This window comes from Halobacteriovorax sp. HLS (assembly GCF_004006665.1).
Classification (GTDB): Bacteria; Bdellovibrionota; Bacteriovoracia; order Bacteriovoracales; family Bacteriovoracaceae; genus Halobacteriovorax.
In genome coordinates, this window is the sequence record NZ_QOCL01000013.1 from 37,406 (window position 1) to 52,036 (window position 14,631).

General features: G+C 35.7%; 18 protein-coding genes. 10 read left to right on the forward strand and 8 right to left on the reverse strand.

The features are described 5' to 3' along the window. Positions 1-2: 2 nt before the first annotated feature. From DPQ89_RS13515 to rplT, 6 genes are all read left to right on the forward strand, one after another. Entirely contained in the window at positions 3-1,796 is a 1,794-nt protein-coding gene (locus DPQ89_RS13515) for a 1-acyl-sn-glycerol-3-phosphate acyltransferase (protein ID WP_127717560.1), read from the forward strand. After that, entirely contained in the window at positions 1,793-2,686 is an 894-nt protein-coding gene (locus DPQ89_RS13520; protein ID WP_127717561.1) for a cation diffusion facilitator family transporter, read from the forward strand. Before DPQ89_RS13515 ends, DPQ89_RS13520 begins: the two co-directional genes overlap by 4 nt. Continuing rightward, entirely contained in the window at positions 2,683-3,114 is a 432-nt protein-coding gene (locus tag DPQ89_RS13525; RefSeq protein ID WP_127717562.1) for a hypothetical protein, read from the forward strand. The genes DPQ89_RS13520 and DPQ89_RS13525 overlap by 4 nt, the downstream gene beginning before the upstream one ends. Before the next feature lie 198 nt (positions 3,115-3,312). Further along, entirely contained in the window at positions 3,313-3,855 is a 543-nt protein-coding gene (infC, locus tag DPQ89_RS13530) for a translation initiation factor IF-3 (RefSeq protein WP_241558863.1), read from the forward strand. Positions 3,856-4,020: 165 nt separating this feature from the next. Further along, on the forward strand, positions 4,021-4,218 hold the full coding sequence (gene rpmI / locus DPQ89_RS13535; protein WP_127717679.1) for a 50S ribosomal protein L35: 198 nt from the start codon (positions 4,021-4,023) through the stop codon (positions 4,216-4,218). 76 nt (positions 4,219-4,294) lie between these two features. Continuing rightward, positions 4,295-4,642 carry a 50S ribosomal protein L20 gene (rplT, locus tag DPQ89_RS13540; protein ID WP_127717564.1) on the forward strand — a complete coding sequence of 116 codons (348 nt, stop codon included), beginning with the start codon at positions 4,295-4,297 and terminating at the stop codon, positions 4,640-4,642. A gap of 65 nt (positions 4,643-4,707) precedes the next feature. Here rplT and DPQ89_RS13545 read toward each other — a convergent pair whose 3' ends face one another. Further along, the gene (locus DPQ89_RS13545; protein WP_127717565.1) at positions 4,708-5,004 is read right to left on the reverse strand and encodes a hypothetical protein; all 297 of its coding nucleotides are present in this window, start codon (positions 5,002-5,004) and stop codon (positions 4,708-4,710) included. A 189-nt stretch (positions 5,005-5,193) separates the two neighbouring features. Here DPQ89_RS13545 and DPQ89_RS13550 point away from each other — a divergent pair, with 189 nt between their 5' ends. Further along, positions 5,194-6,462 carry a hypothetical protein gene (locus DPQ89_RS13550; RefSeq protein ID WP_127717566.1) on the forward strand — a complete coding sequence of 423 codons (1,269 nt, stop codon included), beginning with the start codon at positions 5,194-5,196 and terminating at the stop codon, positions 6,460-6,462. A gap of 31 nt (positions 6,463-6,493) precedes the next feature. Here the strand turns inward: DPQ89_RS13550 and DPQ89_RS13555 are convergent, their stop codons facing one another. The 4 genes from DPQ89_RS13555 to DPQ89_RS13570 all read right to left on the reverse strand — a co-directional run bounded on the left by DPQ89_RS13555 (position 6,494) and on the right by DPQ89_RS13570 (position 10,061). Then, entirely contained in the window at positions 6,494-7,252 is a 759-nt protein-coding gene (locus tag DPQ89_RS13555) for a serine protease (protein WP_127717567.1), read from the reverse strand. A 91-nt stretch (positions 7,253-7,343) separates the two neighbouring features. After that, positions 7,344-8,276: a radical SAM protein gene (locus DPQ89_RS13560; RefSeq protein WP_127717568.1), complete on the reverse strand. Its 933-nt coding sequence runs from the start codon at positions 8,274-8,276 to the stop codon at positions 7,344-7,346. Continuing rightward, a complete protein-coding gene (locus DPQ89_RS13565) occupies positions 8,267-9,013 on the reverse strand; it encodes a DUF547 domain-containing protein (protein ID WP_127717569.1) in 747 nt (248 codons plus the stop codon). The genes DPQ89_RS13560 and DPQ89_RS13565 overlap by 10 nt, the downstream gene beginning before the upstream one ends. After that, positions 8,982-10,061, reverse strand: a complete 1,080-nt coding sequence (locus DPQ89_RS13570; protein ID WP_127717570.1) for a methyltransferase domain-containing protein — start codon at positions 10,059-10,061, stop codon at positions 8,982-8,984. Before DPQ89_RS13570 ends, DPQ89_RS13565 begins: the two co-directional genes overlap by 32 nt. A 109-nt stretch (positions 10,062-10,170) precedes the next feature. On the opposite strand from DPQ89_RS13570, the gene DPQ89_RS13575 reads away from it, so the two are divergent. Next, positions 10,171-10,767 (forward strand): RNA polymerase sigma factor, encoded by a 597-nt coding sequence (locus DPQ89_RS13575; RefSeq protein WP_127717571.1) that lies wholly within the window; start codon positions 10,171-10,173, stop codon positions 10,765-10,767. 14 nt (positions 10,768-10,781) lie between these two features. Next, complete coding sequence (locus DPQ89_RS13580) at positions 10,782-11,033, forward strand: hypothetical protein (protein ID WP_127717572.1); 252 nt, start codon at positions 10,782-10,784, stop codon at positions 11,031-11,033. Here the strand turns inward: DPQ89_RS13580 and DPQ89_RS13585 are convergent. After that, the gene (locus DPQ89_RS13585; protein ID WP_127717573.1) at positions 11,017-11,856 is read right to left on the reverse strand and encodes a matrixin family metalloprotease; all 840 of its coding nucleotides are present in this window, start codon (positions 11,854-11,856) and stop codon (positions 11,017-11,019) included. The genes DPQ89_RS13580 and DPQ89_RS13585 overlap by 17 nt on opposite strands. A gap of 147 nt (positions 11,857-12,003) precedes the next feature. Then, positions 12,004-12,648: a fructose-6-phosphate aldolase gene (fsa, locus tag DPQ89_RS13590; RefSeq protein WP_127717574.1), complete on the reverse strand. Its 645-nt coding sequence runs from the start codon at positions 12,646-12,648 to the stop codon at positions 12,004-12,006. 142 nt (positions 12,649-12,790) lie between these two features. Here fsa and DPQ89_RS13595 point away from each other — a divergent pair, with 142 nt between their 5' ends. Beyond that, complete coding sequence (locus DPQ89_RS13595; protein ID WP_127717575.1) at positions 12,791-13,633, forward strand: hypothetical protein; 843 nt, start codon at positions 12,791-12,793, stop codon at positions 13,631-13,633. On the opposite strand, the gene DPQ89_RS13600 is transcribed toward DPQ89_RS13595, so the two are convergent. Beyond that, complete coding sequence (locus DPQ89_RS13600; protein ID WP_127717576.1) at positions 13,630-14,622, reverse strand: site-specific integrase; 993 nt, start codon at positions 14,620-14,622, stop codon at positions 13,630-13,632. The two genes, DPQ89_RS13595 and DPQ89_RS13600, sit on opposite strands and share 4 nt — an antisense overlap. Between the last annotated feature and the right edge of the window lie 9 nt (positions 14,623-14,631).

A 14,631-nucleotide genomic window follows, 5' to 3' on the forward strand; every position in this document is an offset into this window, starting at 1 on the left:
TAATGAGTTTATTTAATAGTCAGGAAAAAATCGTTCTCTCTTATCCTAAGCTGAAAGAGAGAATTGAAAATAGAGAAGATTCTAAGGCCGAAAAGCAAAAGGCCTTGATGAATTTGAGAGAGATTAGGGCAGAGTTTTCGAAAACATATATTAATAGTTTTCAAAAACTTCTAGATAACGCAATTCCTAAACTCTACGATAGTGTAAACTTTAATGAAAATGGGGTTGATTTTAGACAGTTGGTAAAAGATACATCTGTTGTTCTTGTTCCTAATCATCAATCTCACGCTGATTATGTGGCCATTAATTATATGGTTTATAAGAAGTACGGCTTCCCACTATATGTTGCTGGTGGGAATAACTTAAATATTTTTCCAATAGGTAAATTATTTAGAAAGTCAGGATGTTTCTTCATTAGAAGATCTTTTGCAAATGATATTCTCTATAAACTTACTCTCGAAGCTTATCTTTACTATCTACTAATGGAGCAAAAACCGATTGAGTTTTTCTTTGAAGGTGGTCGTTCTCGTACAGGAAAATTACTTTCTCCAAAATATGGACTCTATCAAATGTTGCTAGAGGCCCACAGCCATTTACCGCAAGCGAAGAAGAAAGATTTAATGTTTGTTCCTGTGAGTATTGTTCATGAATATGTTCCTGAGCAAAAGTCTCTCGCAAGTGAGCTGCACGGAGCGAAGAAGAAAAAGGAAAGTTCAGGACAGCTTCTTAGTTTATTTAAACTCTTTAGTTATCAGTTTGGTTCTGTTCATATTAATTTGGGAAATCCAATTAAGGCCTTAAAGTCTGATGAAGAATCTCTAAAAGGTGACGTTCAAAATCTTGCCTTTGAATGCTTTAGATCAGTTGGCGCTAATATGTGTGTGACACCTTCTTCTGTTTTAGGACTCGTTCTACTAGATGAACCAGGTGGAGCTCTAGAGTGGAGTGATATTATGGGCAAAGCGAAAGTCCTTATCGACTTTTGCGAAAAATTTGGAATTCCATACACCGACTCTATGAAAGGTGATGAACTCGAAGATAGCCTTGGGCGTGCTCTTGATATCATGATTGGTAATAAGAAAATCGACGTTATTGGAAGATCGACTCGCTCTCATACTTTCTATACGATTAAAGAAGATAAACGCCAGGAGTTGCTCTACTTTAAAAATACAATATTGCACCACTTTCTAATCCCTTGGGTTATTAACTACGCATGGATTAATTTATTCAGTGGGAAAATTGAAGACGTTTCTGACTTAAAGAAACTCTTTATCGATCATAGAAAATTATTAAAACACGAGTTCTATTTACCGACAGTTAAAGACTTCTTAGAGAAGACATTCTTTATGATCTCGACCATTATAAAAAGAGATATAAAGAACTTAGAAGAGTGTTTAGAGTTATCACATAAAGAACTTTATCTAATTGCTTCTAGTCTAAGTGTTTTCTCTCGATCATTTAATTACATTATTGAAGCCTATTATACGAGTGCCGTTGCATTGAAGAATCTGAATGCTCAATTTCCAGAAGTCGGATTCAAAAATGATGACTATGTAAAAGCATTTAAAGCAACTCATTTAGAAGAAGCGAAGCTGGCAATTGTTGTAAAGTTTCCTGAGTCAAACTCAGAGCCACTTACTAAGTCTAGTTTTAAATATTTTCAGCATGAAGGGATTGTTGAAAATAATGCGGGCTCTATAAAGGTTGTTAACTTAGATATGCTTAATGAAAATATATTAAACTTTGAAAATCTCCTATTAGAGCTTAGAAAGTTCAACTTACGGGCCAGTGTGTGAATAATCAGCTGATTAATAGAAAAAAAGAGATTCGCAAAGTTTTAATTATAACAATGTTCCTTAATTGGCTTGTTGCGATTTTAAAATTCGTTGCTGGTATTCAATTTGGTTATCTCTCCCTTAAATCCTCTGGGATTGAATCATTCTTTGATGGTGGGGCCAATATCTTGGCACTTATTTCTATTACTCTTGCCGCTAGACCTGCTGATGATGATCACAACTATGGACATCATAAGTATGAAACTCTAGGAAGTATTATTATAGGCTTAACTCTAACTTACTCGGCCATTCAAGTTGCAATGGACTGGAGTGAAATGAGCCTTAAGGGTTCCAGTCATGCGCGCTTTGGATTTATCCCAGTGGCAAGTATTATCTTCTCAATGTGTGTGAGCTACTTTGTTTCTTGGTACGAAGGAAAGAAAGGGCAGGAGCTTAATTCTTCATTATTAATTGCAGATGCTAGTCATACCTATGGCGACTTTATTATTAGTGGTGGAGTTCTGATTTCTATCATTCTTTCTTACTATGGATTTATGTGGCCGGATATTATCTTTGGTGGTGTTATCTGCCTTTACTTATTCTATTTAGCGTTTAAAATTTTTAAGTCCAATGTTCCTGAAATGTTGGATGCTTCACCTTTAATTGAAGAAGGTTTAATCAAGTCTGTAGAAAATATTCAACACGTTTATGATATTCATAACTTTAGGGCCAGGGGAAATTCGAACTTTATGCAGGTCGATTTTCACTTACACTTAGAGCCTAGTTTATCACTTGTACAGGCCCATCTCGTAGGTAAGAAAGTTGAGGCAAAGATGAGAGAGCTCTTAGTTGATTTTGCTGATGAAATAGATATCCTCATTCACATCGAACCATATGAGGAATCTAAATGAAAGAGACTTGCGGTAATAGCAGACTTCTTTATAAGCAAGTTGATTTTTCAAATTTTAATTTTGAAGAAGATTATAATTTAATTAATAACTTTATAGAGAATAATCCTAAACTGATGAAGTCTAATGCTTCTAAGTTTTTATACTTCTTTGTTCCCTCAGACCATAGTGACTTTTCGCAGACCCCTTTTTGGATTGGCGTCGAGGTCGTTGGTTTTTGTTCAGAAGACTTACTAGAGGACTTTGGATTATCATTCAAAGATCTTGATAGTAGTGAGGTACACTCTTTTGAAGAGGTTAGTGATTTAAACTTGGATACACTTTTTAGTAAAGAAAGGGCCATTCGAGAGCAAAATTACTTTGTTGAGACATGGAGAGTTAAGATAAATTTCAATTTTGACCGTGGCGCAGTGCTTCAGTTCTGGGAATAGTTGATTAATTCTGGAAAATAGGTGAAAATTGGAATAAATTACACTTTAATAATATGTAAGAGCATGATAATTCATAGCTCAAAGTTTTTTATAGAATTCATCTGGAGGTGATTTATTAAAGATAAGCGTCGCGGCGGTAGAACTAAAGAAGTTGGTCCACGTATAAATGATCAAATTCGTATCCCCGAGTGTAGACTAATTGGAGACGATGGTACTGCTTACGGTATTGTTAAACTTGATAAGGCGAGAGAAATCGCTGATGAACTAGGTCTTGATCTAGTTGAAGTATCTCCTACGGCGAAACCACCAGTAGTTAAAGTAATTGATTTTGGTAAGTTTAAATATGACCAGCAAAAGAAGGCCAATGAGGCCAAGAAAAAGCAGGCACAGGTTTCTCTAAAAGAAATCCAATTTAGACCAAATATTGAAAAGCATGACCTTGAAACTAAGCTTAAGAGAGCTGAGAAGTTCATTGATCAAGGTGATAAAATAAAGATGGTAATGCAATTTCGTGGTCGTGAAATGGCATACAAAGATCTCGGTATGGCCAAGTTTAGAGATATACTTAGCACTGTTGAGAAACTAGGTTCAGCTATTGAATCTAATCCGAAAATGATGGGAAATAGAATTATAACTATCGTTGCTCCAAATAAGAAGCCGAAGCAAATCTCTTTCCTTCATGTAGAGGATAGCAAGACTGCCGACGATAACGATGTTAAGTCTGACGATCAAGACGAATAATCAGTAGTTTATGGGACTTAACTCTGCGTTAAGTCCCTATTATTTCTTCAAAATACTTCATTTAGCCTTTTACTTTCTATTTTTAATTTGTTATAAATTGCTGCTTCAATTATTTAGTTTGATACAGACCTAATGGGTCTAGGTGAAATCAGAGGAGATTTAGCGATGCCTAAGATGAAGACCAGAAGAGCGGCTGCAAAGAGATTTAAAGCTGTTGGTAATGGAAAATTTAAGAGAAAGAGAGCTAACTTAAGACACATTCTTGAGAAAAAGCCAAACAGTGCTAAGAAAAGAGCACTAAAAACTGACTACGTTGATAAAGCCGATTTAGGTCGTGTTAAAACAATGTTACCGTACGCTTAATTAATTAAGCATTTTGAAACTGAGGCTTGGGAAATTAAAAGAGCAACTGCCCCCAAGATTTCGTTAAGGAGATTTTATGTCTAGAGTAAGAAGAGGCTTTAAGGCCAGAAGAAGAAGAAACAAAATCGCTAAGCTTGCTAAAGGTTTTCACTTTTCAAGAAGAACTAAGTACAAATTAACAGCTGATACTGTTAAGAGAGCATTACACTACTCATACATCGGTAGAAAACTACTTAAGAGAGATATGAGAAGACTATGGATTACAAGAATTTCTGCTGCGGCAAAACAACTTGATGGTTCATACTCTAAATTTATGGGTAACCTTAAAAAAACAGGTTCTACTCTAAATAGAAAAATGCTTGCTGAGATCGCTGCAACTGACTTTGAATCATTCAAAGCAATTTACAACGCATCTAAGAAGTAATTAATAATTATACAATAATTGAAAGCTTAAAGGCCTCGTTTAATGAGGCCTTTTTTATTTCCAAATTAGAAACAAGTAACTCTTTGAGCACAAACTTTACGTGTTGTTCTAGCATACTGAGAGCAATTATTTATTGCACTCAGTACATCATCTCCTGCGTGAGCTGAAGACTCACAATGGGTCTTATAGGTTGTACACTCAACATCTCTAGAGCATGCTTCTCTTCGTCTTGAAGAGTGCTGAGCACACGCTTCAATGGCCTGCTTTACTGAGTCTGCAGCAAAGCCATTAGACTCACAAATAATTTTATACTCGCCAGCTAAAGTTGTTAGGCTTAGTAAAAATAGAACTAAAAATTTCATCTCTCTCTCCTATGGTTCGTTTAGTGTTTATCAAATCATCTTATTCTCATTTTCACAGGCCAGGTTTTGTAAAGCTTTTGTAAAAGAAATTATATTTAACCTTAAGAAAACTTAACTTAGATTGTTAGTATTCAAGCCGATAGATATGAAGTGAATTGGTAATTAAAAGTAGAGAAGGAATGTTATCTGATGAAAAAAGTTTTTACATTTATCATGAAACCAAAAGTTGACCATCTCGCTCTTACTGAAATTAGTCAAAACCCTGGAGTTAAATATATTATGGACTCAAGTCTAGTGGGACTTAGATCATCTATTGAAAATATCGGGAGGCCAGATATTATTTTGACGGATACTAATTCAATGGCGCTACTCTCTGAGATTAGTGACTTAGAAAATGTAGAAAAGAAAATTATCCTGTGTCCAAATGAACAAGCTAATAGTGAAATTGATTATATTGAAATTTCTAAGATTGATGAATATATAAATTCTTTTTTAAATTTAGGAAGAAGCTTTGAAAAAATTCCTCTTAACTTCTTTTATAGTATGGAGAAGGCGAGCGTGGATATTTTTATTCGCCTGCAAAAGCAAGGGCAGAGCAAGTTTATCCTTCGATATGCCAAGAATGATATAATTGAACTATCTGATCTAACAAGCTATAGCGAAAAGGGGATGGTTGATCTCTATGTAAAGTCCACTGATAAAGATGAACTCTACAATATGCTATCAAATTCCTTATGTTATGAAATAGGTGTTAATGACTCGTTAGACGCTATGAAAAATGGTTTAGAACTCTCTAGGAGCTTATTTCTAGAAAGTGGCTATACTCCTTGCTCTATCCAACTTATTGAAGAATTAAATACCAGTTTATTTAATAGATTAGAACAGGAGGCTAGCTCAAGCTCAGAAGCTGAATTATTGCAAAGTATTTTGAGCTCAAAAGATTCTCTATACTATAAAAAAGTAGCACTTCAAATGATTCTAGGAATGGATATTTTAAAAAAAGAAGACTGGTCCATGGATCGTCACTTTGAACTCTACTCATTTATTTCTTTATTTGCTGATATTGCTTTAACTGATACAAAGATGGGCCTTATTTCGACTGATGATGAATATGATAAGAGTAAGTTCGATGAAATGGATGCAGAAATTCTTGAAAATCACGCACTCTTAGCATTTGAATTACTTGCAAATTATGAAGCTAGGCCAATCAATGTTGATCTGCTAATTCTTGAGCATCATGGGATGAAGTCAGGAATTGGTTTTAGTAAAAATATTGGTGTAGGCTTAAATAAGATCGTTGTCATCTTTAGGATTGCGGAAAATATAGCGATAGAAATGTTGAAAAAAGAAGAATCGGGTAAGTCATTCTTTATGGATGAAATTCTTGATTTAGTTGAGAAGAAGTTTGATTCGCCAAGAACGAGAAAAATATTAGATCAATTAGAATTGAGTATTTAAACCGGTCTCGAAAGACCGGTAAGTTGAACTTCTATTGAGGCTCAGTTGCTAGACAAGCTGTAATAGCGTCCATATAAACTTGATGAGCAGAAATTAGAGTAGAAGAGTTTGAACCCCCTCTAGACGAACACCCACCATGAGTATGGATAGCAACAACTTCTCCAGTTATTTCATTGATGATTGAAGAACCTGAGTTTCCACCCATTGTGTCTGCAATATGATTCATTTGAGATGCATTAGATCTGCTACCCGCTACTGTGATTTCTCCAGTGTGAGTTTGTTGAGCAAGATTTCTTACTCTATCATTTCTATCCAGGCCATAACCAGTAATTCTAATTATGTCTCCAACATTTGGCTTTTCAAAAGAAACATTATAACTACCTTGAACGTCACCGGCATAAGCTCCAGTTTTCTTGTTCGGTAGAACTTTCATTACTGCATAGTCATTACCAATTCCACCATTCTTATATACGATAGAATCTTGATCAATCTCATAAACATCTTCTTCGCCAGGATGTTGAATTCTTCCTCGTGAGTCTGACATTGGAGTATTAAATTCTGCAATTTTAAGTACTGATTTACAGTGTCCTGCAGAGATGGCACATGTTCTACCTATCATTGTTACAGTACAACCACCTGTTCCCGTTCTAGAATCAAGTGCTCTTGCGACTTTTGGATTATTTGATGGAACTCTATCATCTGTTGCACCACAGATAGATTTTTCTGAAGCGAAAGATGAAAGTGAAAGTAGTCCCGTGAATGCTATTACAGCAGTAGCTTTAGTTAACATAGTTTCCTCCTTGAAATTCAATGTATATCTAATGCTATAGGAGCTTCTTTATTTCGTACACTTACAATTTCTCACTTCTAATGAGTAAGTTTTAATTACCTGAGCAACTCGCTCCACCAAGAACGCAGAACTTAGAACAAAAGGGGTGTTTGAGGTGTATATTTTTAAAAGAGTCTTTAAGTGTTTTTCCCATTTCAAATGCTTCATCATATGCAAGAAGTGTGCAGGAGAGAACGCTAGGTGTGGCCTGCCCTTTTCTTTTTACAATCATTCTTTCAGAAGAGCACATTTGAGATTCCGGTTTAACTTTTAGAATATCCCAGCAGCCAACTGAAATTTCTGGAACATCTTCATCTTCTTTCATCTCTGGAAAGATGACCAAGTTACTTGAGTCAAGTTCGATATCTATTTGATGCTTTCTCATTAGCTCCTGATATCCATTTGCTGCGAGCTGTGGTGTTTCATCGATTAGTGAGCGACCAGCAATGCTGATATTAAAGCCGTTATCATAGAGCCACTTAAGTGAGGCTAGAGACTTTAAAAAAGTTCCAGCTCCTCTTTGTTGTTCATGAATATGTTCTGTGTAGTGATCTAGAGAGACTCGCATTTTAAGTTTCTCACCAAATTTGCTATTCATTTCTAGCAATGGTCTCTCCCAGCGCTTGATGACATTGTAGGCATTGGTAAGCACAAGAACTGGAACATCAAGCTCTAGTGTATTATTTAAAATAGAGATAATATTAGGATTTAGAAAAGGCTCTCCACCTGTAAAGCCAATACTGTCTAGCTTCCATTTATTGGTTTTAATTTCGTTGAGATACTGATTTACATCCTCAACACTAAGATAGCTCAAACGATCATTGGTAGGGCTAGATTCAATATAGCAGTTTTCACAACTTAAATTACAGAGAGTTCCTGTATTAAACCAGAGGGTTTTAAGTCCGCTAAAGGGGACATGTGCTCTTTGCTCTCCCTTGGCCGTTTGCTTAAGGTCTTCCCATTTCCTAGGTGTTCCTATTTCCATTCGTTTAAACTCCAATCATAATCTAACCATTCTATTTCTTCTGTTTTTACATCTTCAGAAAGTCTTCTCTTTATAAAGAGGCGCATATCCTGAAAGTCAGACCCATACCATTTAAAGATTTTTGAAAGATAGAGTTTCTTACCTATGACGGTATTTTTCTTTTGATCATTAATAAAGTAGATCGCTGCAGACTCTAGTTGCTTTTCTAGGTTCTTTGCAACAAAGACCTTAGTTTGTAGGTTTGGACAGCTCATACTTGCGCAAACAACAGCAAAATGAATCCTTGGCTCCTTGAAGTCTTTGCGAATTTTCTTATGTTCGAGCCAGTCAAGACTTCTCTTTTTATCTAAGAGGGTGAAGAAAGTTTTATTCCAAGGGCTTTGAAAAAATGTTCCAATATCTCTAATGCTCTTTACGGGGTAGTTTCGAATAATAAGCTCAATAGTAAAGGCATTGTAGGCATTTATTAAAAAGGCCAAGCGTTGCTCTCTATTCCATGAATCGTATTGAGACGTTGTTACTGAACTTAGCTTCTTTAAATAGGCTTCAAGTAACAGAGGAGACTTCTTTATCGCACGATAATTGATTAGTGCTTGTTTCTTTTCAACTTTTAAATTCTTATCTAATAGATTTTGAAAATCTGTATGATTGTGATCAAAGGCGTATAGACTAAATGAGTAGAGAAAGAGTAGTAGTATTCTCATCTTAACAACAACTAGCTTTACTTGAAGATTCATCAAATGGCATTGAACCACCACAGCCTTCAAAAATTCCTAGATGTTCTTTCATATCACCACTAAATTCGAAGTGATCTTTAAATCTAGATTCTTGGAGCATTAGAAATGAGTTACCACAGACTCTAAAGGAAACACCTTTTTTCATTACGTGGTGTTCATCAAGTCTGAATTCTTCAGGACACTCGCTTATTGTTCCTTTATATGTGACAGCTTGACCATAGTCTTCACAGTCCGCTTCAAGCTGGTCAATTTTAAAAAGTCTATAGGTAACAGAGTAGAACTTTATTTGTCCTACTTTCTTTTGAAGTTGTTCATTTTCAATCGTGATTACTTCTGCTTCAACATTTCTTGGGTCAAGAAAACCATTGTTCTTAGACATTTGAAGAAAATCATTCCAGTAGAGAGCACCACTTAAGCACTCACCATAGAGGACAGGGTCCTTAACAAGTTCAGCTGGAATTCTTCTATCACTATATACATCTGAGAAGTACATCTCTCCACCTGGTCTTAAAATACGGTACACTTCTTTAAGAACAGCATTTTTATCTGTTGCTAGGTTAATTACGCAGTTAGAAATAATTACGTCAAAGTAATTATCTTCTAAATCAAGCTCATGAAGCTTTTCTATGTCTCCTTTGATAAAGCGAGTATTTGGTTTATTATAACCAAACTTCTTGGTGTGATAGTCAATATGTCTATTTGCCACTTCTAGCTGTTCGTCTGTCATATCAACACCTATGACTTCGCCTTCTTCTCCAACTAGGTAGGAGAGTAGGTAACAGTCTCTTCCTGCTCCACTTCCTAAGTCTAGAACTCGCTTTCCTTTTAAAGAATGAGGAATGGTAAGGCCACAGCCGTAATACTTTTGCATAACTTCGTCATGAATTAACTTCATGGCATCCTTAACATACTGTGGGTATATATCTCCTGTGCAACAGGCGTTCGTTTTTAAGTCACTACTTTGTTGCAATGTTTTTCCGTAGTACTCTTTTACTTCCTCTTTTGTTTGCGCACTATTTGGAGCACAACAGTTATTGCTATCAGTCATATATCGTCCTTTTTTCAATTAGTGAGTTCTTTTAAGCTTATGTTACAAAATTATTAAGGCCAAAGAAAGTTTAATTAGTATCTAGTAGAAATTTGTCTAGTATTAAAGTATGATTTTAAAAATGAAAACAAACTTTAGCTCTATTGAATTTCTCGAGTCGATCAAAAATGGTGAAGACAGCGCCAGAGATGCAATTGTAAGAGCTTATACCGAGCATCTTTATAAAGCAGCTCTAGGTCAAGGGCTTTCAAATGAACAGGCCCATGACGTGGCCCATTCGACTTGGATGACTTTCTTTGATGTCGTTCATCGTTTTGAAGGTAGAAGCCATATCAGAACTTTTCTCTTTGGGATTTTCTATAATAAAGTTAGTGAACTTAGACGATCTAACTTGAAGTACTCTCAATCTGATCCAATCGATGAGATCATGGAGTCTAAATTTCAAGATAATGGTCACTGGAAAGAGGGACTTCCGGGAGATCCTGAGAGGTTTCTTGATTCTTCCCAAGGACTTGATATTATTTCTCTTTGTTTGGATGAACTGCCGGAGCTGCAAAAGGCCGTTTTTCAGCTCAAGGTGGTCGAGGAAGATGAGAGCGAAGAAATTTGTAACATATTAGACATAACTACCACTAATCTAAGACAGCTCTTATACAGGGCAAAAAGTCGTCTTAGAGAATGTGTCGAAAGAAAGAGCAATGCTTAAGGGAGGAGGGAGTTTTGAAATTGAAAATGTTTTCATGTAAGCAAATTTCCAAAATTTCTTGTAGCGAAGAAGAGCTTACAGGTATCGATAAGCTAAACTACCGAATGCATCTCATGCTTTGTGCAAAATGCAAAAAGTACGTTCGCTCTTTACGAAAAGTTGAGCAAAAGTTTAGACAAATTATTCTAAATAGGTCTGTGGTAAAGGATACAGATATCAGAAAAATTGAAGACGAAGTTCTTGAAAAAATTAAAAATGACTCTTAATTAGTTTTCCATTCTTATAGTGTCTACATTCACCACTAGCGTATAGTTCTATTACGCCATGATATTCAGTTCCATCAGGAATTGAACTTCTTTTAACACTACTTCCTAATACAAGTCCCGAAGCGGTTAGCGCTGGCTTTGAACTGGAGTAATTATCTTGAATTCTTTGTGAGTCATTTGTAAAAAGAGATCTATTAGATTGCCAAATACTCATATAAGGCTGCATCACCGCTGCTACTGTGTAATCAAATTGATGACCAAGTCCTAGTAGGTGACCAAATTCATGTAGGAGAACTGAGGGCATATCGTAGTTTGAAGTTGAAGAAGCATTGTAGCTAAAGTCAAAGTCTCTATTATTAACAATGATATCAGCGTGAGTTAGCTCATAGTAATCGCCCCAGGACGCGGATTGCTTAAAGGCATAGAACTGAGTGATAGCGAGGGCCGATGAACTTACATTTGAGAACCAATCATCAGACATATAGACTCCAATTACAGAGTCTCTATAAGTTGATAGTGCATCGAGACCTTTTGAGGCCGCCCTTGGAACAGGGTAGTTAAATAATACTTTCCCTGTGACAGCGTCATCCCAAACTTTTTGCATCTGCTCTACTGGGTTTAATCCTCCTGAAATATCGGAAGGATTAAATACAAAATCAGAAGAAATATTAATAGTGAGAGGTAGCTTTGAATCAGACCATTTAATAGGAATATCATTAATTAGATCTAGTGGAGCGTTCGCTCCTTGAGTAACGTTCTCAACCGTCTTAGGCTTACAGCCAAATAGTAAACAAGAGAATAAGATAGCAATTATGATATACATTAAATAACCCTCAATCCTTAAGAGAAGTAGGTGAGACACCTAATATAAACTTGTCGGTTATAGAATAAGGGAATTAAGGAAATTTATTAAAAAAAAGGAGGAACTAAAAGTTCCCCCTTGGTAAAAAACACGATAAATACTATGGTTTTAGCTATTTGCTTTAGCATGGTCTGCAAGAAATTGTTCTAGACCATTTGCTGTAAGTGGGTGTTTAAAAAGACCTTTGACTACATTAATTGGCATTGTTCCAACATCTGCTCCAACTAGTAGGGCCTCTCTCACATGGGAAGAATGTCTAATAGATGCAGCAAGGATTTTTGTTGTAAATCCGTAGTTGTCATATACTGTTCTAATTTCCTCAATTAAATCCATTCCACTATGTCCAATATCATCTAGTCTTCCGATAAATGGAGAAATATATGTGGCACCATTCTTAGCGGCCAAGAACGCCTGATTAACCGAGAAACATAGTGTGACATTTGTCTTTATTCCATTGTCAGAAAACCACTTACAAGCAGCAATTCCATCTTCAGTTAATGGTAATTTAATAACTACGTTCTTATGAATTTTTGCAAGTTCTGCACCTTCTTTTATCATTCCTTCTGTATCTGTAGCGATAACTTCAGCAGAGATTGGTCCATCAACGATGTCACAGATTTCTTTGATAACGTCTTCTTGAGTTCTTCCCGTCTTAGCGATAAGGCTTGGGTTAGTTGTTACACCATCGATAACTCCCCATTTCGCTGCTTCACGGATCTCGTCTACCATTCCTGTATCTAAAAATATTTCCATTATTTACTCCTAAAAAATTAATTTGCTACAGCTTAACTGTCTTTCTATCACTAGTAAATAATCATTTCTCTTATATTTTAGTAGGGTTAGGAACTCTCTTCCTAGGGAAGACCTTTTTGGGCAGATGGGTCATAATAGAAGAATGAAATCTTTTATACTGTGGTTTCTATTTATAACTTCTATTCTCTTCACTTGGAACGCCTTGGCGATTAATAGTGAAGACGGTGTCGATTACTCTAAATTCTCTAAAGAGTTGGCCAAAGAGTTACAAGAAGATATTTCTAACTTAGAAAAGACTAGTGAAGAGGACTCATTCTATGATGAGAAAAGAGATTATTCTAAGTTTTCAGCTAGAGTTACAGATCGTGATCAGTCCTCAAATATTATCAAAGTTACTTCAGAAAATAGAAACTTAAAATTCTTTAGGGCAGGAGACGAAATAGAGTTTAATATTGCCTCGATGCAAGATCGTGACAAATGCGTTGCTCATGTAAGAAGTATTGAGCCTAAGTATTTTGTGGCCTACGTTAAAGATCTTATCCCTTGCTGGGGAGATAAAGAATATTTTAGACGAGGAACAGTATTAGTTATTCGTTCATATCGCTTGGCAGAAAGAGTGAGAGAGGCATCAATTTACAGAAGAGTATTACTTAATAGAAAGAAATCATTCTTTAACCAACTCAACAAAGTGAATCACTTCGTTTGGTCATATGATCAACAGAAAATAAAAGTTGCTGCAGAGTATGACAAACAGATTATGGAAATTAGAAAGAAAAAACAAAATGCTCTCGAGGAGCTTCAGCTTTCTAAGAAAGATCAAATCTATCTTCAAAAAGAGCTTATTTATAGACTTGATACAATCGATAAAGATCTTGAGTTCTATAGAATTGAGTCAGATGAACTTGCGATCGATAGATGGCATATGGACCACGATCTAGGAGTGCCGGTAGGTAAGAGACCAGCACCAATAAAGCCGAAGCTTTAATTCTTTGACAAGTAATTACTATAAAGTTCTGTTAAGAATCTGTCGTGATAGAGATATTGCTCCATGTGTGCCTTATAGAGTTTTAAGCTATACGTCGGCGCCACTCCCATCCATTCTTTTATTGTATTTTCATTCTCTCCAGCACTAAGCCATTTAAAAATACAGGCCTGACGTAAAGATTTTGGTGTAAGTACGATTTGAAGCTTCTTTCTATACTCTTCGAAAACTATTTCTATTCCTCTAGGGCTAAGGCCTCCAGATAGAATTCTATATGGATTGGCATTAAATAGAAGCTCATCAAAATTCACTCCAGACTTTATTTTCATATCACTGAGTTTAAGAATATAGTCGTAGTAAACTTTTTTAAAAATTTCAGGTACAGGGATTGTGTACGGGTCTCTTTTTTCATGATGAACTAGTACACGTGGGTTATCTGCATCTAAAAATATTTGCGAAACTTTTATTTTACATAAGTCTGAAACTTTTAAGCCAGAGCCAAATATTAATAGCATCACGACTTGATTTCTTTTAGCAATTAATGAAAGCATCTCGTTTTTTGAGTCAGCTTCTTCAAGTAAGTTAACCCATAGAGTTTTGACATCTATGAAAGGGGTAGGTCTTGGTATATCTAAAAACTTAGGCGAAGTTGGAAGTTTTCTTACAGGGTTTGATTCGTATAAGTTGATCTCGACAAGATAATCAAAGAATATTCTTAGGGCCTGAACTCTTCTTCTTCTCGAATTATCTGAAGTGTACTTAGTTTCTAAAAACTGTCCATATAGTTGAACTTGGTCAATTGAGAAGTTCGCAATATCAAGCTTGATATTATGTGTTTTGATATAATGATTAAAACAGTCAAGGTCAGTTTTATAGTTCTTAAGTGTGTTTGAGCTTCGACCCTTACTTTTCAACTTCGAAAAGAAATCCGTTTGTAACTTATAAAGGTCAACATTCTTGTACGATCTTGTTGAATTAATTTCCATATCCATTCTATTTAC